General features: G+C 68.5%; 23 protein-coding genes and 2 tRNA genes. 15 read left to right on the top strand and 10 right to left on the bottom strand.

Going from position 1 to position 24842, the window contains the following annotated elements; translation table 11 throughout:
• Positions 1 to 24: 24 nt before the first annotated feature.
• Positions 25 to 843 (bottom strand): nucleotidyltransferase domain-containing protein, encoded by an 819-nt coding sequence (locus ACFO5K_RS12315; RefSeq protein ID WP_378560667.1) that lies wholly within the window; start codon positions 841 to 843, stop codon positions 25 to 27.
• Between the two features lie 133 nt (positions 844 to 976).
• Here ACFO5K_RS12315 and serA point away from each other — a divergent pair, with 133 nt between their 5' ends.
• Together serA and ACFO5K_RS12305 are read left to right on the top strand one after the other, a co-directional pair.
• Entirely contained in the window at positions 977 to 2575 is a 1599-nt protein-coding gene (gene serA / locus ACFO5K_RS12310; protein WP_378560663.1) for a phosphoglycerate dehydrogenase, read from the top strand.
• Between the two features lie 319 nt (positions 2576 to 2894).
• Entirely contained in the window at positions 2895 to 3902 is a 1008-nt protein-coding gene (locus ACFO5K_RS12305; protein WP_378560660.1) for a 3-isopropylmalate dehydrogenase, read from the top strand.
• A gap of 99 nt (positions 3903 to 4001) precedes the next feature.
• Here the strand turns inward: ACFO5K_RS12305 and ACFO5K_RS12300 are convergent, their stop codons facing one another.
• A complete protein-coding gene (locus tag ACFO5K_RS12300; protein WP_378560657.1) occupies positions 4002 to 6032 on the bottom strand; it encodes a heavy metal translocating P-type ATPase in 2031 nt (676 codons plus the stop codon).
• A gap of 92 nt (positions 6033 to 6124) precedes the next feature.
• On the opposite strand from ACFO5K_RS12300, the gene ACFO5K_RS12295 reads away from it, so the two are divergent.
• A complete protein-coding gene (locus ACFO5K_RS12295; RefSeq protein WP_378560654.1) occupies positions 6125 to 6484 on the top strand; it encodes an ArsR/SmtB family transcription factor in 360 nt (119 codons plus the stop codon).
• 25 nt (positions 6485 to 6509) lie between these two features.
• Here ACFO5K_RS12295 and ACFO5K_RS12290 read toward each other — a convergent pair whose 3' ends face one another.
• Positions 6510 to 7643, bottom strand: a complete 1134-nt coding sequence (locus tag ACFO5K_RS12290) for an MFS transporter (RefSeq protein ID WP_378563762.1) — start codon at positions 7641 to 7643, stop codon at positions 6510 to 6512.
• Positions 7644 to 7989: 346 nt separating this feature from the next.
• Here ACFO5K_RS12290 and ACFO5K_RS12285 point away from each other — a divergent pair, with 346 nt between their 5' ends.
• From ACFO5K_RS12285 to ACFO5K_RS12270, 4 genes are all read left to right on the top strand, one after another.
• A complete protein-coding gene (locus ACFO5K_RS12285; RefSeq protein WP_378560651.1) occupies positions 7990 to 8763 on the top strand; it encodes a fumarylacetoacetate hydrolase family protein in 774 nt (257 codons plus the stop codon).
• A 28-nt stretch (positions 8764 to 8791) separates the two neighbouring features.
• The gene (gltX, locus tag ACFO5K_RS12280; protein ID WP_378560648.1) at positions 8792 to 10267 is read left to right on the top strand and encodes a glutamate--tRNA ligase; all 1476 of its coding nucleotides are present in this window, start codon (positions 8792 to 8794) and stop codon (positions 10265 to 10267) included.
• A 202-nt stretch (positions 10268 to 10469) separates the two neighbouring features.
• Positions 10470 to 10541 (top strand) — tRNA-Gln (locus ACFO5K_RS12275).
• 28 nt (positions 10542 to 10569) lie between these two features.
• Positions 10570 to 10642 (top strand) — tRNA-Glu (locus ACFO5K_RS12270).
• Between the two features lie 46 nt (positions 10643 to 10688).
• On the opposite strand, the gene ACFO5K_RS12265 is transcribed toward ACFO5K_RS12270, so the two are convergent.
• Positions 10689 to 11390 (bottom strand): IclR family transcriptional regulator, encoded by a 702-nt coding sequence (locus tag ACFO5K_RS12265; RefSeq protein WP_378560645.1) that lies wholly within the window; start codon positions 11388 to 11390, stop codon positions 10689 to 10691.
• Positions 11391 to 11453: 63 nt separating this feature from the next.
• Here ACFO5K_RS12265 and leuC point away from each other — a divergent pair, with 63 nt between their 5' ends.
• From leuC to ACFO5K_RS12250, 3 genes are all read left to right on the top strand, one after another.
• On the top strand, positions 11454 to 12878 hold the full coding sequence (gene leuC, locus ACFO5K_RS12260; RefSeq protein ID WP_378560641.1) for a 3-isopropylmalate dehydratase large subunit: 1425 nt from the start codon (positions 11454 to 11456) through the stop codon (positions 12876 to 12878).
• A gap of 33 nt (positions 12879 to 12911) precedes the next feature.
• A complete protein-coding gene (leuD, locus tag ACFO5K_RS12255) occupies positions 12912 to 13520 on the top strand; it encodes a 3-isopropylmalate dehydratase small subunit (RefSeq protein WP_378560637.1) in 609 nt (202 codons plus the stop codon).
• Positions 13521 to 13676: 156 nt separating this feature from the next.
• The gene (locus ACFO5K_RS12250) at positions 13677 to 14354 is read left to right on the top strand and encodes an HU family DNA-binding protein (protein ID WP_378560634.1); all 678 of its coding nucleotides are present in this window, start codon (positions 13677 to 13679) and stop codon (positions 14352 to 14354) included.
• Positions 14355 to 14474: 120 nt separating this feature from the next.
• On the opposite strand, the gene ACFO5K_RS12245 is transcribed toward ACFO5K_RS12250, so the two are convergent.
• The 3 genes from ACFO5K_RS12245 to cofC form a co-directional block, all read right to left on the bottom strand.
• Positions 14475 to 15395 (bottom strand): NUDIX hydrolase, encoded by a 921-nt coding sequence (locus tag ACFO5K_RS12245; RefSeq protein WP_378563759.1) that lies wholly within the window; start codon positions 15393 to 15395, stop codon positions 14475 to 14477.
• A 20-nt stretch (positions 15396 to 15415) separates the two neighbouring features.
• Positions 15416 to 17584: an RNA degradosome polyphosphate kinase gene (locus ACFO5K_RS12240; RefSeq protein WP_378560631.1), complete on the bottom strand. Its 2169-nt coding sequence runs from the start codon at positions 17582 to 17584 to the stop codon at positions 15416 to 15418.
• A gap of 72 nt (positions 17585 to 17656) precedes the next feature.
• Positions 17657 to 18331 carry a 2-phospho-L-lactate guanylyltransferase gene (cofC, locus tag ACFO5K_RS12235; RefSeq protein ID WP_378560628.1) on the bottom strand — a complete coding sequence of 225 codons (675 nt, stop codon included), beginning with the start codon at positions 18329 to 18331 and terminating at the stop codon, positions 17657 to 17659.
• A gap of 31 nt (positions 18332 to 18362) precedes the next feature.
• On the opposite strand from cofC, the gene ACFO5K_RS12230 reads away from it, so the two are divergent.
• Positions 18363 to 19358: an NAD(P)H-dependent glycerol-3-phosphate dehydrogenase gene (locus ACFO5K_RS12230; protein WP_378560625.1), complete on the top strand. Its 996-nt coding sequence runs from the start codon at positions 18363 to 18365 to the stop codon at positions 19356 to 19358.
• A 44-nt stretch (positions 19359 to 19402) separates the two neighbouring features.
• Complete coding sequence (locus ACFO5K_RS12225; RefSeq protein WP_378560622.1) at positions 19403 to 20497, top strand: D-alanine--D-alanine ligase family protein; 1095 nt, start codon at positions 19403 to 19405, stop codon at positions 20495 to 20497.
• 22 nt (positions 20498 to 20519) lie between these two features.
• On the opposite strand, the gene ACFO5K_RS12220 is transcribed toward ACFO5K_RS12225, so the two are convergent.
• Positions 20520 to 21257 (bottom strand): DUF3515 domain-containing protein, encoded by a 738-nt coding sequence (locus tag ACFO5K_RS12220; RefSeq protein ID WP_378560619.1) that lies wholly within the window; start codon positions 21255 to 21257, stop codon positions 20520 to 20522.
• 146 nt (positions 21258 to 21403) lie between these two features.
• Here ACFO5K_RS12220 and ACFO5K_RS12215 point away from each other — a divergent pair, with 146 nt between their 5' ends.
• From ACFO5K_RS12215 to ACFO5K_RS12205, 3 genes are read left to right on the top strand one after another with little or no spacing between them, the layout of a single operon-like run.
• Complete coding sequence (locus tag ACFO5K_RS12215) at positions 21404 to 22381, top strand: thiamine-phosphate kinase (RefSeq protein WP_378560616.1); 978 nt, start codon at positions 21404 to 21406, stop codon at positions 22379 to 22381.
• An 11-nt stretch (positions 22382 to 22392) separates the two neighbouring features.
• Positions 22393 to 23076: a uracil-DNA glycosylase gene (locus ACFO5K_RS12210; RefSeq protein ID WP_378560613.1), complete on the top strand. Its 684-nt coding sequence runs from the start codon at positions 22393 to 22395 to the stop codon at positions 23074 to 23076.
• A 49-nt stretch (positions 23077 to 23125) separates the two neighbouring features.
• Positions 23126 to 23377: a hypothetical protein gene (locus ACFO5K_RS12205; RefSeq protein WP_378560611.1), complete on the top strand. Its 252-nt coding sequence runs from the start codon at positions 23126 to 23128 to the stop codon at positions 23375 to 23377.
• 186 nt (positions 23378 to 23563) lie between these two features.
• On the opposite strand, the gene ACFO5K_RS12200 is transcribed toward ACFO5K_RS12205, so the two are convergent.
• Complete coding sequence (locus ACFO5K_RS12200) at positions 23564 to 24352, bottom strand: enoyl-CoA hydratase/isomerase family protein (RefSeq protein WP_378560608.1); 789 nt, start codon at positions 24350 to 24352, stop codon at positions 23564 to 23566.
• A gap of 5 nt (positions 24353 to 24357) precedes the next feature.
• On the bottom strand, positions 24358 to 24825 hold the full coding sequence (locus ACFO5K_RS12195; RefSeq protein WP_378560605.1) for a GNAT family N-acetyltransferase: 468 nt from the start codon (positions 24823 to 24825) through the stop codon (positions 24358 to 24360).
• Positions 24826 to 24842 lie beyond the last annotated feature (17 nt).

Raw genomic sequence — 24842 nt, 5'->3', positions numbered from 1 at the left:
GCACCTGCTGGTGCGGAGTTTCTGCTATCCGGGGGTGGTTGCCCCCAGCGCTTCGGTGCGGAAGAACTCGCCGGTGATCGCCCTGGCCGTACTCAGGTCACGCGGGCCGCGTGAGTCGAATGCCGTTGCCGCCCTCGTGAATTCATCGGTGATGAACGCCGCGATCAGGGCGGGCGGCGCCGCCGAACCCATCTCCCTCGTTCGCGACTTCAGATCGGTGAGTTCCGCGATCGCCGTGACGAGGTCGGTGGGCAGGTCGCACTGCTCCATCAAGGTCGGCAGGTGCATCGGCGCGACCGCGGCCGCGGGATGCTCGCGCAACCAGCGCAGCGCCATGGCCGGCCGCAGCGAGTAGAACACCTTCTTGATGCCGCCGTTGCGCTCGAACAGTGCCCACTGGCGCGCGCCGAGGTGCAGATAGTGCCGGGCGATGCGATCACGATCGGCTACTCGCGTGGCGACCTCGCGCAGGCGGGTGCGGAAATCCTCGTCGCCGCGATAGACGATCGGTGACATCAACCACTCGACGAGCACCGCGTTACCCGCGACGAGCAGGCGCAACGCCTTGGCCAGATCCCAGCCGTTCACATCGAGCAGACCGACCAGCGGTGTCTCGATCACGTCGCGGGTGCGCCACGGTGAGAGATAGGTCTCGAGGCCCGCCACGTAGACGAAACGACAGTCGTAATCGGAGTCGGGGGAAGGGAAGCCCCAAGCGCGGCTGCCGCTTTCGATGGCGAGCGGGATCGCGACGCGGTGCTGTGCCGCCACCCGGTCGAGCTCGGCGTCGACGGCGGCGACCACGGCCGGATCCATCGAATCGGGGACGGTGCGCAGGGTCATGCGGTGATGTTAAGGGCGCGGTACTCAGGGTTCACCCGGTTTTCGGGCAGGGGGGTAAGGGGACCCGAACCCCCGGCGACTATTCTGGGCAGCGGAAACCGCCGACCCCTTTCTTCCCCAGGAGTACCCCACAGTGAGCCAAGCAGGCCGTCCTGTAGTTCTGATCGCCGACAAGCTCGCCCAGTCGACCGTCGACGCGCTCGGTGACGGTGTCGAGGTTCGCTGGGTCGACGGCCCCGACCGCCCGGCGCTGCTCGCCGCGGTCCCGGAGGCCGACGCGATTCTCGTGCGCTCGGCCACCACCGTCGACGCCGAGGTGCTCGACGCGGGCAAGAAGCTCCAGATCGTCGCCCGCGCCGGCGTCGGCCTCGACAATGTCGATGTGCCCGCCGCCACCGAACGTGGCGTGATGGTCGTCAACGCGCCGACCTCCAACATCCACACCGCCGCTGAGCACGCGGTCACGTTGCTGCTCTCGGCCGCGCGGCAGATCCCGGCCGCCGACGCGACGCTGCGTGAGAAGACCTGGAAGCGCAGCAAGTTCAACGGTGTCGAGATCCTCGGCAAGACCGTCGGTGTGATCGGCCTGGGCCGCATCGGCCAGCTGTTCGCGCAGCGCCTCGCCGCCTTCGAGACCAAGATCGTCGCCTACGACCCCTACACCTCGCCCGCGCGCGCCGCCCAGCTGGGCATCGAGCTGCTGAGCCTGGAAGAGGTGCTCGAGCGCGCCGACTTCATCTCCATCCACCTGCCGAAGACGCCTGAAACCAAGGGCATGCTCAACGCCGAGACCCTGGCCAAGACCAAGCCGGGCGTCATCATCGTCAACGCCGCCCGCGGTGGCCTGATCGACGAGCAGGCCCTGGCCGACGCCATCAAGTCCGGCCACGTGCGTGCCGCGGGCCTCGACGTGTTCGAGACCGAGCCGTGCACCGACAGCCCGCTGTTCGACCTGCCCGAGGTCGTCGTGACCCCGCACCTGGGTGCCTCCACCGCCGAGGCGCAGGACCGCGCCGGCACCGATGTCGCCAAGTCGGTGCTGCTGGCGCTGGCCGGTGAGTTCGTGCCCGGTGCGGTGAACGTCACCGGTGGTGCCGTGAACGACGTCGTCGCCCCCTGGCTCGATGTGGTGCGCAAGCAGGGCGCGCTGCTGGGTGCGATCGCGAGCGAGCTGCCCGTCAGCGTCGAGGTGCAGGTGCGTGGCGAGTTGGCCACCCAGGATGTCGCCGTGCTGGAACTGTCCGCGCTGCGCGGGGTGTTCTCGGCGCTGGTCGAGGACCAGGTCACCTTCGTCAACGCCCCGGCGCTGGCCAAGGAGCGGGGCATCACCGCCGCCGTCACCACCGCCACCGAGAGCCCGAACCACCGCAGCGTCGTCGACCTGCGCGCCGTGTTCGGCGACGGCTCGACCCTGAACGTGGCCGGTTCGCTCACCGAACCCGCCCAGGTCGAGAAGATCGTCAACATCAACGGCCGCAACTACGACATGCGCGCCGAAGGTCTGAACCTGGCCGTGCTGAACTACAGCGACAAGCCGGGCGCCCTTGGCAAGATCGGCACCCTGCTGGGTCAGGCCGAGATCGACATCCTGGCCGCCCAGCTGAGCCAGGACGTCGATGCCGAAGGCGCCACCGTGGTGCTGCGCGTGAACGCCACGGTTCCGGCCGAGGTGCAGACCGCGATCGCCGAGGCCGTCGGCGCGTCCAAGGTCGTCCTGGTAGACCTGGCTTGAGTTTTCGGAGCGCCGCGGCGCTCTGATCGCGGCCGGACGGGTCGCGCGAGGGCGGGGCGAGACGCGCGGTGACAGCCGCGGGTCCCGCCCCGTTCGGTCGTTCGCCCGAGCGGTCTCGAACGGCTGCGGTGTCCCGACAAGGGTCGCCGGGGTCGTGCCCGGCACAGTGACGCCAGACAGTGCCGAAGCGCGCTCGGGTGCGTGCGGCGGCCCTGCCGCTGCCGGGTAACGTGGCGATGTTCGACGGGCTGGTCTCCAGCAAGCCGTCACCTGTACGGGCTGGTCTCCAGCGAAACCGTCTGATTGGAGTCGTAACACAATGAAGCTCGCAGTTATCGCCGGTGACGGCATCGGTCCCGAGGTCATCGCCGAGGCGCTCAAGGTGCTCGACGTGGTGTCGCCGGGTGTCGAGAAGACCGAGTACGACCTGGGCGCGGCGCGCTACCACCGGACCGGGGAGATCCTGCCCGAGTCGGTGCTGCCGGAGCTGAAGCAGCACGACGCGATCCTGCTCGGCGCGATCGGTGACCCGTCGGTGCCCAGCGGCATGCTCGAGCGCGGGCTGTTGCTGAAGACGCGTTTCGCGCTGGACCACCACGTGAACCTGCGGCCGTCGAAGCTGTTCCCGGGTGTCACCAGCCCGCTCAGCGGCAACCCCGACATCGACTTCGTGGTGGTGCGTGAAGGCACCGAAGGCCCCTACACCGGCACCGGCGGCGCGATTCGCGTCGGCACCCCGCACGAGGTGGCGACCGAGGTGTCCAACAACACCCGCTTCGGCATCGAGCGCGTGGTGCGCTACGCCTTCGCGACCGCGCAGGCCCGCCGCAAGCACCTGACGCTGGTGCACAAGAACAATGTGCTCGCCTTCGCCGGGTCGCTGTGGCAGCGCACCGTCGACGAGGTAGCCACCGAGTTCCCTGATGTGACAACGGCGTACCAGCACATCGACGCCGCCACCATCCACATGGTGAACGACCCGGGCCGCTTCGACGTGATCGTCACCGACAACCTGTTCGGCGACATCATCACCGACCTCGCCGCCGCTGTGAGCGGTGGCATCGGGCTGGCCGCCTCGGGCAACATCGACGCCTCGGGTGCGAACCCGTCGATGTTCGAACCGGTTCACGGCAGTGCCCCCGACATCGCGGGCCAGTCCAAGGCCGACCCGACCGCCGCCATTCTGTCGGTGGCCCTGCTGCTCAACCACCTCGGCGACGCCGAAGGCGCGGCCCGCATCGAGTCCGCGGTCGCCAAGGATCTGGCCTCGCGCACCGGCTCCGCGTCCACCGTGGAAATCGGCGACCGGATCGCCGCCGCCGTCTGACAAACACCGAACCGAAGGGTCCGCCCGGCACACAGCCGGTGCGGGCCCTTCGAATTTTCGGGTCGCGTTGGTGCTCAGCGTCTTTCGCGTGAACCGGTGTCAACCGCGGTCGGTCTCGGCTCGCCGCCAAGCCGACGAGCTCAACAGGCGGAGGCCGTTGAGCGCGACGATCACCGTCGATCCTTCGTGGCCCGCTACGCCCAGGGGTAACGGCAAGTGCCCCACCAGATCCCAGGTGACCAGTACCGCGATGAAGGTGCCTGCGATGGCGAGGTTGGCGATGACCAGGCGGCGGGCTCGGCGGGACAGCGCGATGACGGTGGGGATGGTGGTGAGGTCGTCGCGGACCACCACCGCGTCGGCGGCTTGCAGGGTGAGGGCCGAACCGGTGCCGCCCATGGCTATTCCGACGTGGGCGGTGGCCAGCGCGGGGGCGTCGTTGAGGCCGTCACCGACCATGGTGACCCTGGCGCCCTCGGACTGCATGGCGCGGATGGCGGTGACTTTGTCATCCGGGAGCAGCTCGGTCCGGATGTCGGTGATTCCCACGCGGGCCGCCAACCGGGCCGCGGTGGTGTGATTGTCGCCGGTGAGCAGAACCGGTGCGGCGCCGGTCGATTCGGTGAGCGCGGTGACGGTGGCGGCGGATTCCGGGCGGTCGCGGTCGGCGATGCCGAGGACGGCGATGGGGGAGTTGTCGCACAGGACGATCACCGCGGTGTGGCCGAGTGCCTGTTGCGCCGCTACCGCGGCGGTGGCCGCCGAGTGGACGGCATCGCCGCGGGCGCCGAAGCCAACCGTGTCCGGTGCTGCCTCAGCAGTTTTCGGTGGATGAGGCTCACCGGTATGCAACAGCGTTGCGGGCGAGCCGACTCGGATCGAATGGCCGTCGACGACGGCGGATACGCCGCGGCCCGGTTCGGCGGCGAATTCCGTGGCGTTCGGCAGGATGAGGTCGCGGTGGCGGGCGGCCCGGACGATGGCGGCGGCCAGTGGGTGCTCGCTCGGGTGTTCGGCGGCGGCGGCAAGGCGAACGACTGCGTCTTCGGTGTGCGAAACTTCCGGCAGCACGAGGACTTCGGTGAGTTCCGGCGTGCCCCGGGTGAGGGTGCCGGTCTTGTCGAAGGCGACGCGGGTGGTGGTGCCGAGCTGTTCCATCACCGCGGCGGACTTCACCAGCACACCGTGCCGGCCGGCGGTGGCGATCGCGGCGAGCAGGGGTGGCATCGTCGCCAGGACAATGGCGCACGGGGAGGCCACGATCATGAATGTCATGGCGCGCAAGAGGGATTCGCGTATCGGCGCACCCCACAGCAGCGGTACGGCGAACACCGCGACGGTGGCGGCGACCATGCCGATCGAATAGCGCTGCTCGATCTTGTCGATGAACAGCTGGGTGCCCGCCTTGGTGCGGACGGCTTCGTCGACCAGGCCGGCGATCCGGGCGACCACCCAGTCGTGTGCGCGCCGATCCACCCTGACCCGCAACGTGCCGGTGCCGTTGAGCGTTCCGGCGAAGACTTCGTCGCCGACGGTGCGATCCACCGGGAGCGGTTCGCCGGTGATGGTGGCCTGATCGACTTCGCTCGCCCCGGCCACGACCGTGCCGTCGGCGGCGATCCGGTCGCCGGGCCGGATCAGCACCACCTCGCCGATGTCGAGCTCGCTTGCGGCTACCGTTTGTTCGGTGCCGTCGGTCCGAAGCACGGTGGCGGTCTCGGGGGTGAGGTCGAGCAGGCCGCGCACCGAATCCTCGGTTCTGGCGGTGGCGAGGGCCTCCATCGCGCCGGAGGTCGCGAAGATCACGATCAGCAGTGCGCCGTCGGTGATCTGGCCGATCGACACCGCGCCGATCGCGGCGACGACCATCAGCAGATCGACATCGAGCGTGCGGTCCCGCAGCGCCCGCAGCCCGCCGAGCGCCGGCTCCCAGCCGCCGGTGACGGCGCAGGCCAGGTACAACGCCCACCACGTCCACTCCGGCGCACTCGACAACTGCGTGGCCAGGCCCAGCAGGAACAGGACCAGCGACGTTGCTGCCCAGCGTACTTCCGCGATGTCGAGCAGGCGGGTGCGCCGGACGCGGGGGAGTGCGGCCGCGCGGGGGCGCAGTGCGGTGGACGTGGCCACGAGGAACCTCCGGGACGGGGACAGGACGAACGCGAGAATAACAGAACATATGAAGAGGTCTTCATCAATGCCGGTCCGCTAGACTGCCGCCCATGGGACACGGTGTGGATGGCCGCGACCGGCCGACCACCCGGCTGGACGCCGACACCGCCGCGCACGTGGCCACCACCCTGCAGGCATTGGCCACTCCGAGCAGGCTGCTGATCCTGTCCGAACTACGGCAGGGGCCGCGCCCGGTGACCGAACTGGCCGAGGCGGTGGGGATGGAGCAGTCGGCCGTCTCGCATCAGTTGCGGCTGCTGCGCAATCTGGGACTGGTCATCGGCACCCGCGCCGGGCGAAGCATCGTCTACAGCCTGCACGACAATCATGTCGCCCAGCTGCTCGACGAAGCGGTCTACCACAGCGAACACCTGCGCCTCGGCCTCGCCGACCGCTCCGGCACCGCCTAGCCGCCCCGAATCCGGCTCCGACCGGCTATCTTCCGGTGCTCCGCGGCACCAGCGGGATGGCCGCCGCGGCCGCCACCGCCGCCACCGCGAAGACCGCGGGGAAACCGGTGGCGGCGATGACGGCACCGAAAACCGGTGGAACCGCGGCCAACGCGAGATTCTGGCCGGTGTTCTGGATGCCCAGGCCGCGACCGCTCCAGAACGGCCCGGCGATTTCGGCCACCGCGGTGAAGGCCAACCCGTTGTCCGAGACCGAGATCACCGAGGCCGCGACCATCAGCGGGATCGCCGCCCACCACCAGTCGGTCCAGGCGGTGACGGTGAGCGCGGCCATGGTGATGGCGGCGGCGACGGCCACCTGACGCAGGGGTCCCAGGCGTGAGCCGACGCGGTCCGACCACGCGCCCGCGCCGATTCGTCCGGCCGCGCCCAGGAATTGGGTCACCGTCAGCAAGGCCCCCGCCGTCGGGAGGGGCCAGCCCAGGTCGCGGTGCAGCCACAGCAGGCCGAAAGTCCACAGGGTGCCCTGCGGGATGACGAGCAGGATCGAGACCACGTGGATTCGCCACAGGGTGGAACCGCCGCGGTAGGGGTTGGCGCGGTCGGCGGCCTCGGCGGGCGGGCGCGCCGGGTCGACGATGCCCACCAGGCAGCCGATCGCGGCGGCGCCGGCCAGCAGCGACGGGACGAGCATGGCGGCGGGGATGCCGTGGTGCTGGGCGACCCAGGGGATGGTGATCGCGCCGATGCCGACACCGAGGGGCTGGGCGGCCTGGCGGATTCCCATGGCCACCCCGCGCCGGTCCGGCGGGAACCAGCCGACGATCAACCGCCCGCTGGCGCCGTTGGAGCTGGCGGCGCCGATACCGCCCACGAACAGCAGCGCGGCGAACACGACCGGGTCGTCCGCCAGTGCCGCGGCGACGCCCGCCACGCACATCAGCGCGGTGCCCGCCACCAGTACGACGCGTTCCCCGATCCGGTCGACGACATAGCCCCAGGCGATCAACGTGCACACCAGGCCCAGGGTCGGCAGGGCGACCAGGGCGCCGGCTGCCACCAGCGAGTCGCCGCGGGCGGTGAGCGCGGGCAGCAGGAACGGGGTGCCGTGGATGAAGATCGAACTCGCGGTCTGGGCGAAGACCCCGAGAGCGAGCATCAGCCAGCGTCTGCCGTTGTGGATCCGGTCCGTCGGCCGCACCTCGGTCACGATACTCACCTCGCTGGATTGCACGATTGCATCTCATGGAATGGGATTGAAGTCCCAGTCCATGAACGCTGGTGATCACGCTACACCGGTGACCCGTGGGTCTCGCTCCGGGTCGTGGTGTCTGACAGGTCACACCCGGAGCCTCGGGCCAGAATGCGAATCACGCACGCGGACAGCACCTTCGAATTACACCGATGTGAGCCGGGTCCGATCGGGCCGGCACGCGCATCAAAGGACTCGCGCCGCCTCGCGGGCGCGTTCGGGCAGGTGGGTGTGCCTCGATAGACTTCACCGCATGCGCTTAGGTCGAGTTGCCAGTCCCGACGGAGTCGCGTTCGTCAGCATCGAAGGTGACGGAAGCGATGCCACCGCCAAGGAGATCGCCGAACACCCGTTCGGCTCGCCGACGTTCACCGGACGGAGCTGGCCGCTGGCCGACATCCGCCTGCTCGCGCCGATTCTGGCCAGCAAAGTGATCTGCATCGGCAAGAACTACGCCGCCCACGTGGCCGAGATGGGCGGCGAGGCGCCGTCGGAGCCGGTGATCTTCATCAAACCGAATACGTCCATCGTGGGCCCCAACGTTCCGATCATCCTGCCGCCCAGCTCTTCCCAGGTCGACTACGAGGGCGAGCTCGCCGTGGTGATCGGGCGCCCGTGCAAGGACGTCGCCGCCGCCAAGGCCGCCGACGTGATCCTGGGCTACACCATCGCCAATGATGTGACCGCCCGTGACCAGCAGCGCCAGGACGGACAGTGGACCAGGGCCAAGGGCTACGACACCTTCTGCCCGCTGGGACCGTGGATCGAAACCGCCCTGGATCCCAGTGATCTGGAGATCACCACCGAGCTCGACGGCGAGGTGCGCCAGCGCAGCCGCACGTCGCTGTTCCTGCACGACATCGGCGAGATCATCGAGTGGATCAGCTCGGTGATGACCCTGCTGCCCGGTGATGTGATCCTCACCGGCACACCGGAAGGCGTCGGCCCGTTGCAGGCCGGGCAGAACGTGTCGGTCACCGTCGAGGGCATCGGCACCCTCACCAATCCTGTTGCCACCAAGCGCTGATCCCCGGACAAGCGCAGAGAAGAGAGTCATGACTGAAGTACGGGTCCGTTTCTGCCCGTCGCCGACCGGCACGCCGCACGTCGGCCTGATCCGCACGGCACTGTTCAACTGGGCCTACGCGCGCCACCACGGCGGCAACTTCGTGTTCCGGATCGAAGACACCGACGCCGCACGCGATTCCGAGGAGTCCTACAACGCGCTGCTCGACGCGCTGCGCTGGCTGGGACTCACCTGGGACGAGGGGCCGGAGGTCGGTGGGCCGTTCGGGCCCTACCGGCAGTCGCAGCGGCGCGATCAGCACCTCGACGTGGTGCGCAGGCTGCTCGCGGCGGGCGAGGCCTATGAGGCGTTCTCGACGCCGGAGGAGGTCGAGGCCCGGCATCGCGCGGCCGGGCGCGATCCGAAACTCGGGTACGACAACTTCGACCGGGACCTGAGCCAGGAGCAGATCGCCGCGTACAAGGCCGAGGGCAGGCCCGCGGTGGTGCGGTTGCGGATGCCCGCCGAAGATCTCAGCTGGAACGATCTGGTGCGCGGGGAAACCACCTTCAAGGCCGGTACCGTGCCCGACTTCGCGCTCACCCGCGGAAATGGTGACCCGCTCTACACGCTGGTGAATCCGGTGGACGACGCGCTGATGCGGATCACCCATGTGCTGCGTGGTGAAGACCTGCTCTCCTCGACTCCGCGGCAGCTCGCGTTGTACGGTGCGCTGCGGCGTATCGGGGTCGCCGAGTTCACGCCGGAGTTCGGTCATCTGCCGTTCGTCATGGGCCAGGGCAACAAGAAGCTGTCCAAGCGCGACCCGGAATCCAATCTGTTCCTGCACCGCGATCGCGGATTCATCCCCGAGGGTTTGCTGAATTATCTCGCGCTGCTCGGCTGGAGTATCGCCGAGGACCGCGATGTGTTCTCGATGGCGGAGATGGTGGCCGCATTCGATATTTCCACGGTGAATTCCAATCCGGCCCGATTCGATCAGAAGAAGGCCGACGCGATCAACGCCGAACAGATTCGTTTGCTGGAGCCGGGTGATTTCGCCCACCGTTTGCGGGAGTACCTCACCGCACAGGGCCATATCGGTGCCGAAATCGACGAGAAGACGTTCGCGGTGGCGGCGGAACTGGTACAGACCCGCATCGTGGTGCTCGGCGACGCCTGGGGTCTGCTGAAGTTCCTGTTCGTCGCGCCCGCGGAGTTCGCGATCGACCCGGCGGCCGGGGCGAAGAATCTGGGCGCCGAGGCCGACCAGGTACTCGAGGCCGCCATCGCCGCTGTGGAGCCGCTGGGCGAGTGGACCACCCCGGCGCTGGAGGAGGCGCTGAAAAAGGCGCTGATCGAGGATCTGGGGCTCAAGCCGCGCAAGGCCTTCGCGCCGGTGCGGGTGGCGGTGACCGGCTCGCACATCAGCCCGCCGCTCTACGAGTCGATGGAGTTGCTGGGCCGTGCGGCCTCGCTGGAGCGGTTGCGTGCCGCTCGTGGCTGGGTGCCGGCCGCGCAGTAGCCGCCGGGGGTGGGTGCGGCCCGAGTGGCCGCACCCGCTCGCACCGCGGTGTATCGGCCGAAAACAGCTGAAAACCGCGCTTTGACCAGGCGATTTGTAGTTTACCCCCTAGTGTTTGGTAATCTTCTTCTCGCCGCGGAACACGGCCTCGCAACACCGACAGCCACTCGGTGGGGATTGCAGGGTCGGGCGTTTCGGTCTTTGGGGTATGGTGTAATTGGCAACACAGCGGTTTCTGGTACCGCCATTCTAGGTTCGAGTCCTGGTACCCCAGCAAGGTTTCACTTCAGTGAGATCGTCCTGGCCCCGTCGTCTAGCGGCCTAGGACGCCGCCCTCTCAAGGCGGTAGCGCGGGTTCGAATCCCGTCGGGGCTACGAAAAGAAGGCCCCCGGTCGAATCCGACCGGGGGCCTTCTGGCATTCACAGCCGCTTGTGCAGCGCCTCGGCGGCGGCCACCAGGTCGGCGGCCCAGCGCGCACCCGGCCGGCGGCCCATCCGATCGATCGGTCCCGACACCGACACCGCGGCCACGATCACACCCCCCGCGTCACGCACCGGCGCCGACACGCTCGCGACGCCCTGGGCTCGTTCGGCCGCGCTCTGCGCCCAGCCCCGCTTGCGGACCTCGGCCAGCGCCCGATCGCCGAACACGGCGTCGGCCAGGACGGTGCGTTGCAGCTCCGGGTCCGCCCATGCCAGCAGCACCTTGGCCGCGGAGCCGGCGGTGAGCGGTAACCGCGAGCCGACGGGCACCGTGTCGCGCAGGCCGACGGGCGGCTCCAGCGCGGCCACGCAGACGCGTGCGTGCCCGTCGCGGCAGTAGAGCTGGACGCTCTCGCCGGTGATCTCACGCAGCCGGGGCAGAATGACCCCTGCCGCCTCCACCAGTGGATCGGCGGCCCCCGCCGACAACTCGGTGAGAGCGGGCCCCGGACGCCACAGTCCGTTGCCGTCACGGGCCAGTAGCCGATGTGTCTCCAGCCCGACCGCCAGCCGGTGCGCGGTGGCGCGCGGCAGGCCGGTGCGGGTGCACAGGTCGTTGAGACCACAGGGCTCGTCCGCGACGGCGTAGAGCACCGCCACAGCTTTGTCGAGGACGCCGATACCGCTATGCTGTCTCATAGAACGATACTAACGTCTCAAATGTTGAGATACCAAGTATGCCCGTCGAAAGGTGATCAAGCAATGGCCGAGCGCGCCCGCACACTGGCCGAGAAGGTGTGGGAACAGCACGTCGTCAACCACGGCGACGGCGAAGGTTCCTCTCGCGAACCCGACCTGATCTACATCGATCTGCACCTCGTGCACGAGGTGACCAGCCCGCAGGCCTTCGACGGGCTACGCGCGGCGGGCCGGCCGGTACGCCGCCCGGATCTCACCATCGCCACCGAGGACCACAATGTCCCCACCGCCGACATCGACAAGCCGATCGCGGACCCGATCTCGCGCACCCAGGTGGAGACCCTGCGCCGCAACTGCGCCGAGTTCGGTGTGCGCCTGCACCCGATGGGCGATGCCGAGCAGGGCATCGTGCACGTGGTCGGCCCGCAGCTCGGACTCACCCAGCCGGGCATGACCGTGGTGTGCGGCGACAGCCACACCTCCACCCACGGCGCGTTCGGCGCGCTGGCGATGGGCATCGGCACCAGCGAAGTCGAACACGTGCTGGCCACGCAGACGCTGTCGCTGCGCCCGTTCAAGACGATGGCCATCACCGTCGACGGCGAACTGGCGCCCGGTGTCACGAGCAAGGATCTGATCCTCGCCGTGATCGCCGAGATCGGCACCGGCGGCGGTCAGGGCTATGTGCTGGAGTATCGCGGCGAGGCCATTCGCAAACTGTCGATGGAAGCGCGGATGACGATCTGCAACATGTCCATCGAAGCGGGCGCGCGGGCGGGCATGATCGCTCCCGACGAAGTGACCTACGAATTCCTGAAGGGCCGCCCGCACGCGCCGCAGGGAGCCGACTGGGACGCCGCGGTGGCCGCCTGGGAAGCGCTGAAGACCGACGAGGACGCGGCTTTCGACGCCGAGGTCCACATCGACGCGAGCGCGCTCACCCCGTTCGTCACCTGGGGCACCAATCCCGGTCAGGGCCTGCCGCTGGGCGCGAACGTGCCCGATCCGGCGCAGATCGCCGACGAGAGCGAGCGCGAATCCGCCGAGAAGGCCCTGCACTACATGGACCTGACACCGGGAATGCCGCTGCGTGAAGTGAGTGTGGACACCGTATTCGTCGGTTCCTGCACCAACGGCCGAATCGAAGATCTGCGCGCTGTCGCCGGGGTTTTGCAGGGCCGCCGCGTGGCCGACGGTGTGCGAATGCTGGTGGTACCTGGCTCGATGCGGGTGCGCGCCCAGGCGGAAAAAGAAGGACTCGGCGAGATTTTCACCGCGGCCGGCGCGGAATGGCGCCAGGCCGGCTGCTCGATGTGTCTGGGCATGAATCCCGATCAGCTCGAACCGGGTCAGCGTTGCGCCTCCACGTCCAACCGTAATTTCGAAGGCAGGCAGGGCAAGGGCGGCCGTACGCACCTGGTCTCGCCGCTGGTGGCCGCCGCGACGGCGGTGCGCGGCACCCTGTCCTCGCCCGCCGATCTGGCCTGAGCGCCCGACCACCACGATCGAAGGAGAATCGTTATGGAAGCCTTCACTGTTCACAAAGGCATCGGGGTACCGCTTCGCCGGTCCAATGTCGACACCGACCAGATCATCCCCGCCGTTTACCTGAAGCGCGTGACCCGTACGGGTTTCGAGGACGGGCTGTTCGCGGCGTGGCGCAACGATCCGGACTTCATTCTTAACACCGAGCCCTACCGGCACGGGAGCGTGCTGGTGGCCGGTCCGGATTTCGGTACCGGGTCCTCCCGTGAGCACGCGGTGTGGGCGCTGTCGGACTACGGCTTTCGAGTCGTCATCTCCTCGCGTTTCGCCGACATCTTCCGTGGGAATGCGGGCAAGGGCGGTCTGTTGGCCGCGCAGATGTCACAGAACGATGTCGAAATGCTCTGGAAGCTGATCGAGGAACAACCCGGCATCGAATTGGTTGTCGATCTGTCCGCGCGCACCGTGACAGCGGGAACCATCGTGTTGCCGTTCGATATTGACGACTACACCCGCTGGCGTCTGCTGGAGGGTTTGGACGACATCGGCCTCACGCTGCGCCGGGCCGACGTCATCGGCGAGTTCGAAAAGGGAAGGCCATCATGGAAACCCGTGACGCTGCCGGAGCCTAATTCGCAGGCGTAATCGGCTGGAACGATTGGCGGAGCTTCCCTGGGAGCGGTAGCTGGACGTGTGCTAAACCACATGAATTTTGGCGTGGCACATAGACTCTTGCTCAAACTGGGTTTACCGTGGTACCTAGTCGGTCCGACGACGGGCCATTAGTCTGCGGAGGATTCAATGAACAAGGCGGAACTGATCGACGTTCTGACCGAAAAGTTGGGTACGGACAGGCGGACGGCTACTGCGGCTGTCGAGAATGTTGTCGACACCATCGTCCGTGCCGTGCACAAGGGTCAAAGCGTCACCATCACCGGATTCGGTGTGTTCGAACAGCGCAAGCGTGCTCCCAGGGTTGCCCGTAACCCGCGTACCGGTGAAACCGTGAAGGTGAAGGCGACTTCGGTCCCGGCCTTCCGCCCGGGCGCTCAGTTCAAGGCGGTGATTGCGGGTAAGCAGAAACTGGCCTCGTCCGGTCCCGCCGTCAAGCGCGGTGTGAACGCGCCCGTGGCGGCGAAGAAGGCGGCAGCCAAGAAGACCGCGGCGAAGAAGACCGCGGCCAAGAAGGCGACGCCCTCGAAGGGTCCGGCCAAGACCACGGCCCGCAAGGCCGCCACCAAGGCTCCTGCCGCCAAGAAGACGACAGCGGCCAAGAAGACCACGGCGGCCAAGACCACCGCCGCCAAGAAGACCACCGCGGCAAAGAAAGTGACCGCCGCCAAGAAGGCGCCGGCCAAGAAGACCACGGCGGCCAAGACCACGGCAGCCAAGAAGACCACCGCTAAGAAGGCTCCTGCTAAGAAGGCTCCCGCAAAGAAGACTGCTGCCAAGAAGACAGCCACCCGTCGTGCTCGTTGATCCTGCCGCAGCGGGATCGGGTCGGGGAATGGGCACGTAAGCCGCATCACCCACCACTGGACCGAGAACGGCCCCGCCTCGAGCGGGGCCGTTTCGGCATCTGTGGGGAGTTCGCGCGTCTCAGGCGGTGACGATTCCCGTCGAGAGAGCGCGATCCATATGGTCCGCAGCGACTAATCGGTCGTCGACGAACGACAATGCCCATACACTGCCCTTGCGATTGCGGGCCGGGGGCAGGCTGAGCCCGTCGCGCTCGGCGAGCCACTGGACCAGATCGGGAATCACCCCGCCCTGACTACACACCACCGGTACACCCCGATCTGTTACCAAAGACAGGAATCGTTGCCGCGCCGGACCTTTCGCTGAATCGTAACCTTGCTCGGAAAACATTGGCTCGCAATTGATTTCGACGTTCAGCTGTTGCGCCAACGGGGTAACGGTTTGGATACAGCGCAGTGGGTCGGCCGAATAGATCTCGGATGCGCCGAACGCCAGCAGATTCGGTGGTAAAGCCTGCGCCTGCCGCCGACCGGCGGCCTCGAGCGGGCGCAGTTCGTCGGGACCGTCGAATCGGCTGCGCTTGCCCGCCTTCGCGTGGCGCACCACCAACACCGTGGCGGTGCGGGCGGGCAACCGGGCGAACATGCGCACGATCTGGCGATCCATCGGATACGACAAATGGTCCATGACCCGATCGAGTGAGAACCAGCGCAGCTGATCGACTTCGGCGTTCTCGGTGAACTCGCCCGCAGCGGCCTCGGCGGCCCAGTAGTCCACCCGCTTGAGCTTGCGGTGCCCCGGGATCGGATAGGTGACATGACCCAGATAGCGCCCCAGCGTGCACGGCAGCCCGGTTTCCTCGCCGACCTCGCGCACCGCGGCCACCACCGGGGTCTCACCGGGATCGAGCTTGCCCTTGGGCAGCGACCAGTCCCCGTATTTCGGCCGGTGGATCACCGCGATCTCCGGCCCGGCCGCGCCGGCACGCCACAGGACCGCGCCGGCGGCATGGATGTTGGGCCGTACCCGCGGATCCCGCATCGCCGCGGCGGCTTGCTTGCTCACGGCTGATCGGGGCGACGCAGTCGCATCAGGAACTGCTGATGGTCGCGTACCTGGCTGGCTTCGGCAGCACGCGGGCTGGCCTGCCAGGTGCCGTCGGGCAGCAGGACCCAGCAGCGTGTCATCGGGTCGAGCGCGGAATCGAACACCGCGGTGAGCCGCTCGGTCAGCCGCGGATCCTTCACCTGCACCATCACCTCCACCCGGCGATCCAGATTCCGGTGCATCATGTCGGCGCTGCCGATCCAGGTCTCGTCCTGTGCCCTGAACTGCAGGACCCGCGAGTGCTCGAGGAAACGACCGAGAATCGAGCGCACTTCGATGTTCTCGCTCAGCCCCGGCACCCCGGCGCGCAGGCCGCAGATGCCGCGCACCACGATCTGCACCGCCACCCCGGCCTGAGAAGCGCGATAGAGCGCGTCGATGATCTGCTCGTCGACGATCGCGTTGGCCTTGATCCTGATCCGCGCGTCGGCGCCCTGGCTCGCCAATGCGATCTCGCGGTCGATCCGCTCGATGATGCCCGCGCGCACCCCCAGCGGCGCCACCATCAGGTTGCGGTAGTCGTCCTTGCGGGAATAGCCGGTCAGCGAGTTGAACAGGTCGGTCAGATCGGCCCCGATTTCCGGTGCCGCCGTGAACAAGCCGACGTCCTCGTAGAGCCGGGCGGTCTTGGGGTTGTAGTTGCCGGTGCCGATGTGGCAGTAACGCCGGATCGTGGAACCCTCGCGGCGCACCACCAGGCAGGTCTTGCAGTGGGTCTTGAGCCCGACGAGGCCGTAGACCACGTGCACACCGGCCTGTTCGAGTTCACGCGCCCACTTGATGTTGGCCTGCTCATCGAAGCGGGCCTTGATCTCGACCAGCGCCACGACCTGCTTGCCCGCCTCGGCGGCATCGATGAGCGAATTGATGATCGGCGAATCACCCGAGGTGCGGTACAGGGTCTGCTTGATCGCGAGCACCTGCGGGTCGGCCGCGGCCTGCTCGATGAAGCGCTGCACGCTGGTGGAGAACGAATCATAAGGATGGTGCACCAGCACGTCACCCTCGCGCAGCGCGGCGAACACGTTGCGCGGAGTCTCGCGCTCACCGAAAGCGGGCGGGGTGGCCGGCACGTAGGGCGCGTCCTTGAGTTCGGGGCGGTCCACCCCGTAGACCTGCCACAGGCACGACAGGTCGAGCAGACCGGGCACCTGGATGACGTCGGCCGGGTCGACCTCGAGCTCACGCAACAGCAGTTCCAGCATGTGCTCGGTCATGTCGTCGGAGACCTCGAGGCGCACCGGCTTGCCGAAACGACGCCGTGCCAGTTCACGTTCCATCGCCTGCAGCAGATCTTCGTCGCGATCCTCGTCGACCTCGAAGTCGGCGTTGCGGGTGATGCGGAACGAATGGGTCTCCACCACGGTCAGACCGGGGAACAGCAGATCCAGATGCGCGGCGATGAGGTCTTCCATCGGCAGGAACGCCGCGATCGCCGAGGGCGCGGTGGTGCGGCGCACGCGCACGAACCGGTCGACATTGTCGGGCACCTTCACGCGGGCGAAATGCTCACCGCCGGTGCCCGCGTCCTTCACCGTCACCGCGAGATTCAGGCTCAGACCGGAGATATAGGGGAACGGGTGGGCCGGGTCGACAGCGAGCGGAGTGAGGACCGGGAACACCTGGTCGGTGAAGTGGTTCGAAAGCCGTTGACGTTCATCGACGTCGAGATCGGCCCAGCAGATGATGTCGATGCCCTCGGCGGCCAGGGCCGGGTTCACCGCGTCGATGAAGACATGGGCGTGGCGATCGGCGAGCTCCTGGGCCCGCGCGCTGATCATCTCCAGCTGCTCCGACGGTGAGCGGCCGTCGGCCGAGCGCACCGACAGTCCGGTCTCGGCACGGCGTTTGAGACCGGCGACACGGACCATGTAGAACTCGTCGAGATTCGAGGCGAAGATCGCCAGGAACTTCGCCCGTTCCAGCAGCGGCAGCGAGGCGTCCTCGGCCAGCGCCAGCACCCGGGCATTGAAATCCAGCCAGCTCAGTTCCCGATTGAGGTAGCGATCACGTGGCAACCGTTGCGTGCTCGCGTCGCCGCCGGCGGTGATCGCGGCCGCGGGTGGCGGGGAAATCGGGGGCAGCTGCTTGATGGTTTCCGTATCGCTCACACCACCGATCATCCCTTACGAACCGGGCAGTTCGCATCATGACATCGAGCTCTGTGACCAGCTCGCGGCGGTGGCGGCGACCGGCTAGCACACGGTGCGAACGGGATCACTTCGCTGCGATGTCATTCCGATGTCGCGCAGGGTGTCGGCGGTGAACGCGCCGACGCCCAGCGCGCGCACCGCCACCAGGTCGGCGGGAGTGTCGACATCGCAGCGCAGGCCCGGCCAGTGCCCCGACAGCGCCCGAGCGCCGCCGTCGCGGTGGGCGCGCGCGGATTCGGCACCGAAACGCGGAGCCAATGCGGCCGTGCGGTCACCGACCAGCAATGCGGCGGTGCCGGTGCCCGTGTGATCGATCACCAACGCGCGTGCGCCGTCTGCGGCGACGGCGAGCACGTCGGCGAGTTCGGCGGTGCGCAGGGCGGGCAGGTCGGCCTGCAGGGCCAGCAGACGAGTCGGCCCGTACCGATCGCGGACGTCCTGGGCGCCGGCGGCCAGCGCCGTGTTGAGCGGGTCATGCCGGCCCGGCGGCTCGGCGAGTACGTGCGCGCCGAGTTCGCCGGCGCGGGCGGCCACCAGCGGGTCCGGGGTGACCACCGTCAACGAGGCCAGCGCGGGCACCGCCGTCGCGGCCACCACGGTGTCGGCGAACATGGCCAGCACGAGCCGGCCGCGCTGCTCGGTGGTCAGCATGTTCGCCAACCTGCTCTTGGCCCGGTCGATGTGCTTGACCGCCATCACGGCGTGCACGGTGTGCATGCCCTCGATCCTTGCATGGCATATTGGGCTGATGACGAGGGCGGCGGTAATGGGTGCGGGGTCGTGGGGTACGGCGTTCGCCAAGGTGTTGGCAGAGGCGGGGACCGATGTCACGATCTGGGCCAGACGCGACGAGGTGGCCCGAGCCCTCGACACCGAACATCGCAATCCCTTCTATCTGCCCGGGGTGCAGTTGCCGCCGGTGCGCGCGACCGACGATCCCCGGATCGCTCTCGACGGCGCCGAACTGGTGGTGCTGGCGGTGCCCTCGCAGTCACTGCGCGCGAATCTGGCCGGGTGGAAAGGCGACATCGGGTCCGAGGCCACGTTGCTGAGCCTGGCCAAGGGGATCGAGACCGGCACCCTGCTGCGGATGAGCCAGGTGATCGCGGAGGTCACCGGCGCGCAGGCGAGCCGGATCGCGGTGCTGTCGGGTCCCAATCTCGCGCACGAGATCGTGCAGCGGCAGCCGGCTGCGACGGTGATCGCGTGCAGCGACAGCGAACGGGCCGAGGTCGCGCAGCGGGCGTGTGCCACCGGCTATTTCCGGCCCTACACCAATACCGACGTGATCGGCTGTGAGATCGGTGGCGCGTGTAAGAACGTGATCGCGCTGGCCTGCGGCATCGCCTCGGGAATGGGATTGGGCGACAACTCGGTCGCGAGCCTGATCACCCGTGGGCTCGCCGAAGTCATGCGACTCGGCGTCGCCCTCGGGGCCCAACCGGTGACCCTGGCCGGGCTCGCCGGGGTCGGCGATCTGGTGGCTACCTGCACCTCGCCGTTGTCGCGCAACCGGTCCTTCGGATACGTGCTCGGTGCGGGCGGCTCGATGCAGGCCGCCCAGGACGCGACCAATGGCCAGGTCGCCGAAGGTGTGAAGTCCTGCACATCGGTGCGCGCGCTGGCCGCCGAACACCAGGTGGAAATGCCGCTCACCGACGCGGTGCACCAGGTGTGCCACGAGGGACTTTCGGTGAGCGAAGCGGTGGGCAGTCTGCTGGGCAGACGGATCAAGCCCGAATAAGGCCGATAGCGTCGCGCGGACGCGAACCTACTACGGTGACCTCCATGACGGAACGGATCAGGGTGGCTGTGGTGTTCGGCGGGCGCAGCAGCGAGCACGCCGTCTCGTGTGTCTCGGCCAGCAGTGTGTTCAGCAACCTCGATCCGCAGCGGTACGAGGTGGTGCCGATCGGCATCACCACCACCGGCAGCTGGGTACTCGCCGACGGCCTCGGCCAACTGACGCTGAGCCACGGCGGGCAACCCGAGGTCGACGCGAGCGGCACCGCGCTCACCCTGGCCGCCGACCCCGGCCGTTCCGGCGCCCTGGTGGCCCTCGACGATCCCGGCGCCGTGCTCGGCAACGTCGACGTGGTGTTCCCGATCCTGCACGGGCCCTTCGGTGAGGACGGCACCGTCCAGGGCATGCTCGAACTGGCCGGGGTGCCCTATGTCGGTGCGGGCGTGCTGGCCAGCGCGGCGGGCATGGACAAGGAATTCACCAAGAAATTGCTGGCCGCCGAGTCCTTACCCGTCGGCGTGCAGGTGGTGCTGCGGCCCGGAACCGACACGCTCACCGAAGCCGACCGCGACCGGATCGGGCTGCCCGCCTTCGTGAAGCCCGCCCGCGGCGGGTCCTCGATCGGCATCACCAAGATCACCGACTGGACCCACCTGCCCGCGGCCGTCGCCGCCGCCCGCGCGCACGATCCCAAGGTGATCATCGAAGCCGGCATCGTCGGCCGTGAAGTCGAATGCGGCGTGCTCGAATTCGCCGACGGTGAGGTGCGCGGCAGCGTGGTCTCCGAGATCCGGATGCCCGACGCCGACGCGAGCACCCCCGAGTTCTACGACTTCGCCAGCAAATACCTCGACGACGTCTGCGAATTCGACGTACCCGCCAAACTCGACGACGACCTCGCCGACGAGATCCGGGAACTGTCGGTCCGCGCGTTCCGGGCGCTGGACTGCCAGGGCCTGGCCCGGGTCGACTTCTTCGTCACCGCCGACGGTCCGGTGATCAACGAGATCAACACGATGCCCGGGTTCACCCCGATCTCGCAGTACCCGCGGATGTGGGAGGCGAGCGGCGTCGGTTACTCCACGCTGGTGTCCACGCTGATCGACACGGCCCTCGCGCGCGGCACCGGCCTGCGCTGAGGCGCCGCCCGGCCCGTTTCGTCTACAGCTCGCCCGGAGTCGGTTCGCGGGCGGGCAGGTTCGCGTTGATCACGTCGGAAACCGCCGTGATCGAATCCGTGCCCGAACCGTCGGGGATCGTCAGGGCGACGTAGGTCTCGCGATCCACTGCGAACCAGGTGCCGGTCTCGGCCAGGTCGTCGCGGACCTGGAACCACTGCACCCCGTTGACCACCGTCAGGCTCGACGCGCGGTTGAACTCGAGCGGACGGTCCAGGCCGCACCGCAGCACGACCGGTTCGCCGCCGTCGGGATGCTGCCAGGCTCGGGTGGCCGGTGGTGCCGGTTCGACCAGGGTCGACTTGGTGTAGTCGTCGATCTCGGCGGGCAGGGCGGGCAGCAGCGTCTGGCAGGCGGGACCGTCGGCCGCGGGGGCGGGGACCGGGCCCAGCGCAAGGGGATCGCGTTCGACGGGGGCGCGCAGGGCGATATAGGCGGCGACGAGGACGCCGACGATCAGGACGACCGGGAGCGCGACCGCGGTGGCGATGAGTGCGGGGGAGTGGGTGGTGCCGGCGGTGGTGGTGTCGGTGTCGGTGAGCTGGGAGTCGGCAGGCTTCGTGTCGCCGGGCTCGGTGCTGGCGGACTGAGCTTCCGAGTCCGAGTCCGAGTCCGAGTTCGAGTTCGAGTTCGCGTCCGGTTTCGCGTCGGGCGCGGACCGGTCCACCGGGCGGTTCCCCTCGTCGCGATCGTCTGCTGTCGGGTCCGGCGAATCCGCCATAGTCGTGTGGTCCTTTCCGGTCGCTGGTTCCGCGCACCGTCAGTGATGCCCGATCGCCTCCGAAAGGGTACCGTCGGAGCGATTTCGTCGGTCGCCAGCACAGTGGAGAGGGGTCGGTCATCAGCGAGCACAGCCGTCCACAGACAGTGCGTGAGCTGGGCGAATTCGCCCTGATCGACCGGATCAACGCCGGTCGCGAGCAGGCGGCGCAGGTGTTGCTCGGCCCCGGTGACGACGCCGCTCTGCTCGCCGCGCCCGACGGACGGTTCGTGGTGAGTACCGACATGCTCGTCGAAGGCAGGCACTTCCGGTTCGACTGGTCGACCCCGCGCGACATCGGTCGCAAGGCCATCGCGCAGAACGCCGCCGACGTGGTGGCGATGGGGGCACGGCCCACCGGGTTCGTGGTCGCGCTGGGTTGCCCCGCCGACACCCCTGTGCCCGTCGTGGAGGGCATCGCCGATGGCATGTGGCTCGAGGCGGTGCGCGCGGGTGGTTCGATCACCGGCGGCGACCTGGTGCTCAGCGAGCAGTGGGTGATCTCGGTGACGGCCTTCGGCGACCTCGGCGGGCAGGCCGCGCTCACCCGCTCCGGTGCCGGGGTGGGCGAGGTGGTCGCGGTGTCGGGCGAACTCGGCTGGTCGGCGGCCGGGCTGGCCGTACTGTCCGCCGGCGCTGACACTTCCGATCCCGCGTTCGCCCATGCCCTTGCCACCCACCGGGTTCCGCAACCGCCCTACGCGGAGGTGATCGACCTGTTCGGCGAGCACATCCCTACCGCTCTCACCGATGTCTCGGACGGCTTGCTCGCCGACCTCGGACATCTGGCCCATGCCTCCGGGGTGGCGATCGACGTACACGCCGCCGCGCTCACCGATCCGGAACTGTCCGCGCTCGCCGACCGGCTCGAAGCCGATGCGGCACAGTGGATTCTGGCCGGCGGCGAGGACCACGCCTTCGTCGGCACCTGGCCGTCGAGCACCGCGTTGCCGCCGGGCTGGCGGCCCATCGGCGTCGTCACCGCAGGCAGTGGCGTCACCGTCGACGGCACGCGGCCCAGCGGCGGCACCGGCTGGGAATCGTTCCGTGGGGCGGACGCGACGCCCACCGGCCACAACAGATAGGTTGTGCGGTCATGGGTGCCAAACCACTGTCGGAGATCATCGATCCGGGCTGGGCCCGGGCCCTGGAACCGGTCGCCGACCGAATCAGCGCGATGGGCGAATTCCTCCGTGAAGAGAACACGGCCGGACGCGGATACCTACCGGCGGGCGAGAACGTGCTGCGCGCGTTCCGGCGCCCGTTCGACGCGGTGCGCGTGCTGATCGTCGGCCAGGATCCCTACCCGACGCCCGGGCACGCGATGGGCCTGAGCTTCTCGGTCGCGCCCGACGTCTCGCCGGTGCCGCGCAGCCTGTCCAACATCTTCGCCGAGTACAGCAAGGACCTCGGCTTCGACACGCCCCGCTGCGGTGACCTGAGCCCGTGGTCGGATCAGGGTGTGCTGCTGTTGAACCGGGTACTCACCGTCACCCCGGGCGCACCGGCCTCGCACCGGGGTAAAGGCTGGGAAGCGGTCACCGAGCAGGCGATCCGGGCGCTGGTGGCCCGCGACGAACCACTGGTCGCGGTGCTGTGGGGCCGCGACGCCGGTTCGCTCAAGCCGACCCTCACCGAAGCCGAGATCCCCTATATCGAATCGGCGCACCCGTCACCGCTGTCCGCCTCGCGTGGGTTCTTCGGTTCACGGCCCTTCTCGCGGGTCAACGAACTGCTCGACGAACTCGGCGCCGACCCTGTCGACTGGCGGCTGCCCTGACCCGGGGTGCCGCCCGCCCGAGAAGAAAATGATGAAGGAGCACAACCCGATGCACATCAAGACCGTTCGCGCCGCGCTCGCGACCGCCGCCGTCGCCGCCGCCCTCACCGCCGGTGCGGGCTCGGCCTCGGCCGCCGGCCTGCAGCTCGAGCCCTACAACGAGCAGGCCTCGCCGGTGCAGACCAGCCAGATCGGTGAGGAGTGGACCTCCACCGGCACCTCCACCATCTCCGCGGGCGTGAACGCGAAGGTGACCTGCCTGCTGCAGAACACCTTCAGCGCCCTCGGTGCTGCGTGTTAGGGCGGCTGGCGCCGCGGGGTTTTCGGCCCTGATTGCCTCACCTCCGAGGGGCGATACTTCGCCTTCGGCGTTACGTCTCGCCCCTCGGAGGCGAGGCGGCCGAAAACCCATGGTGGTCGGTTACCCATCCCGTGATGGTGGGTGATCGAAATCCGTGGTGTCGGGTTTTCGGCCGTGGTTCGATGTTCAGCTGAGCCCTAGGTAGTCGGGCTTGCGCTTGGCCACGAAGGCATCGACGCCTTCGCGGCCGGTGCGGCTGTTCGCGGCGGCCGCGATGCCGGCGCGTTCGGAATCGAGCTGCTGGTCCAGAGTCGCCGTGGGCGATTGGGCCAGCAGCTTTTTCATGCCCGTGTAGGTGGCGCGGGGGCCGGTGACGAACGTGTGCGCCACCCGCAGCGACTCGGCGCGCACGTCCTCGTCTGCGACGGTGCGGCTGAGCAGCCCGATCCGCACGGCCTCCTCGGCATCGATCACGGCATCGGTGAGCAGGATCTCCTTGGCCCGGCTCGCGCCGACGATGCGCGGCAGCGACCAGGACATGCCACCGTCGGGACTCAAACCGATGCCGGGATAGGCGGGGCGCAGCTTCGTCGACGGGCCACCGATCGCGATATCGGCGGCGCACACCAGGCTCATCCCCGCACCGGCCGCCCAGCCCTGCACCGCGGCGACGACGGGAACCGGGCTCGCGGCCAGGGCCCGCATGAAGTCGTGCAGTTCGGTGGCCTTCTCGTAGAGGTAGGCGCCACGATCCTCGGCTGCGGCGAAATGACGGACGTTGCCGCCCGCGCAGAAGTTGGCGCCCGCGCCGGTGAGCAGCACGGCGCCGACCCCGGCGTCGAGGGCACGCAGCGCCGCGGTGCCGGCGTTGATCAGGTCGAAATCCATTGAGGTGCCCGCGGCGGAGGTGGCGATGGTCAGCTGCAGCACGCCGTCGATGACTTCGGCGGCGGGGACCGGTTCGGTGGTACTCATGCGCGTCACCCTAGCGAAGAGTCGCGCCGCCACCATTGTTCGGGCAGCAGGGTGAACGGGTCGGTGCGGCGCACCCCGGTGTCGGTGAAGCCGTGCCTGCGGTAGAAGGCGTGCGCGCGCGGATAGTTGCCGAACACCCACAGACTGCACGGCGAATCGGGCGCGGCGATGTCGATCAGGACATCGGCGAGGCCGGTGCCGTGCCAGGCGGCGCGGACATAGAGGGCTTCGAGTTCGGTGCCGGTGGCGGCGGCGAAACCGATCAGCCGGTCACCGGCGAAGGCGACGGGGAGCCGGTGGGTGCCCGCGGCGCGGCGGCGTTCCCAGGTGATGGCCGAGCGTTCGAGGTCGAACGCGGCCAGCACACGATCCGGGATCAGCTGGTCGTAGGCCTCGCGCCAGCTGGCGATGTGACAGGCGGCGAGCGCGGTGACGTGCTCGGCGGTCAGCGGCTCGATCCGCCACTCGGACACCGCGACGCCTACCTACG

Origin of the sequence: Nocardia halotolerans (assembly GCF_042650145.1) — a bacterium.
Taxonomy (GTDB): Bacteria; Actinomycetota; Actinomycetes; order Mycobacteriales; family Mycobacteriaceae; genus Nocardia; species Nocardia halotolerans.
The sequence above is the reverse complement of the archived record's forward strand: the minus strand, read 5'-3'. Positions and strand labels throughout refer to the sequence as shown.

Bases quoted from the DNA above. Each gene is read 5' to 3' on its own strand.
- ACFO5K_RS12315 (WP_378560667.1), bottom strand. From the start codon at position 843: ATGACCCTGCGCACCGTCCCCGATTCGATGGATCCGGCCGTGGTCGCC.
- ACFO5K_RS12305 (WP_378560660.1), top strand. From the start codon at position 2,895: ATGAAGCTCGCAGTTATCGCCGGTGACGGCATCGGTCCCGAGGTCATC.
- ACFO5K_RS12295 (WP_378560654.1), top strand. From the start codon at position 6,125: ATGGGACACGGTGTGGATGGCCGCGACCGGCCGACCACCCGGCTGGAC.
- ACFO5K_RS12290 (WP_378563762.1), bottom strand. From the start codon at position 7,643: ATGCTCGCTCTCGGGGTCTTCGCCCAGACCGCGAGTTCGATCTTCATC.
- ACFO5K_RS12285 (WP_378560651.1), top strand. From the start codon at position 7,990: ATGCGCTTAGGTCGAGTTGCCAGTCCCGACGGAGTCGCGTTCGTCAGC.
- gltX (WP_378560648.1), top strand. From the start codon at position 8,792: ATGACTGAAGTACGGGTCCGTTTCTGCCCGTCGCCGACCGGCACGCCG.
- ACFO5K_RS12265 (WP_378560645.1), bottom strand. From the start codon at position 11,390: ATGAGACAGCATAGCGGTATCGGCGTCCTCGACAAAGCTGTGGCGGTG.
- leuC (WP_378560641.1), top strand. From the start codon at position 11,454: ATGGCCGAGCGCGCCCGCACACTGGCCGAGAAGGTGTGGGAACAGCAC.
- leuD (WP_378560637.1), top strand. From the start codon at position 12,912: ATGGAAGCCTTCACTGTTCACAAAGGCATCGGGGTACCGCTTCGCCGG.
- ACFO5K_RS12250 (WP_378560634.1), top strand. From the start codon at position 13,677: ATGAACAAGGCGGAACTGATCGACGTTCTGACCGAAAAGTTGGGTACG.
- ACFO5K_RS12245 (WP_378563759.1), bottom strand. From the start codon at position 15,395: ATGCGGGATCCGCGGGTACGGCCCAACATCCATGCCGCCGGCGCGGTC.
- ACFO5K_RS12240 (WP_378560631.1), bottom strand. From the start codon at position 17,584: ATGATCGGTGGTGTGAGCGATACGGAAACCATCAAGCAGCTGCCCCCG.
- cofC (WP_378560628.1), bottom strand. From the start codon at position 18,331: ATGCACACCGTGCACGCCGTGATGGCGGTCAAGCACATCGACCGGGCC.
- ACFO5K_RS12230 (WP_378560625.1), top strand. From the start codon at position 18,363: ATGACGAGGGCGGCGGTAATGGGTGCGGGGTCGTGGGGTACGGCGTTC.
- ACFO5K_RS12225 (WP_378560622.1), top strand. From the start codon at position 19,403: ATGACGGAACGGATCAGGGTGGCTGTGGTGTTCGGCGGGCGCAGCAGC.
- ACFO5K_RS12220 (WP_378560619.1), bottom strand. From the start codon at position 21,257: ATGGCGGATTCGCCGGACCCGACAGCAGACGATCGCGACGAGGGGAAC.
- ACFO5K_RS12210 (WP_378560613.1), top strand. From the start codon at position 22,393: ATGGGTGCCAAACCACTGTCGGAGATCATCGATCCGGGCTGGGCCCGG.
- ACFO5K_RS12205 (WP_378560611.1), top strand. From the start codon at position 23,126: ATGCACATCAAGACCGTTCGCGCCGCGCTCGCGACCGCCGCCGTCGCC.
- ACFO5K_RS12200 (WP_378560608.1), bottom strand. From the start codon at position 24,352: ATGAGTACCACCGAACCGGTCCCCGCCGCCGAAGTCATCGACGGCGTG.